At 28.3% G+C, this 353-nt stretch carries 1 protein-coding gene; it reads left to right on the forward strand.

From position 1 onward, the window contains the following. Positions 1-353: transposase (locus HMPREF2663_RS07030; protein ID WP_141762234.1), on the forward strand; the 353-nt coding region annotated here is incomplete at both ends.

Consider the following 353-nt stretch of genomic DNA (forward strand, 5'->3'; position numbering starts at 1 on the left):
GGGTATAATTTACAAATAGCGACAAATTCTCAATTTGTTTTATTTTATAATGTGTATCAAAATCCGACTGATACAAGAACAATGATACCTTTTTTAAATACAATACAAAAGACCTACGGTCATTTACCTGAATATATTGTAGCTGACGCAGGTTATGGTAGCGAAGCCAATTATATGGCAATTATAGATAATTTTAATCGAACGCCACTCATAACTTATGGAATGTTTATAAAAGATAAAACTAAAAAATATAAAAGTGACATCTTTAATACTCAAAATTGGGATTATGACGAAATTAACGATGAATTCATTTGTCCGAATAATAAAAGACTAGGATTTAAAAGATATGCCTA

Origin of the sequence: Staphylococcus sp. HMSC077D08 (genome assembly GCF_001837945.1) — a bacterium.
Taxonomy (GTDB): Bacteria; Bacillota; Bacilli; order Staphylococcales; family Staphylococcaceae; genus Staphylococcus; species Staphylococcus epidermidis.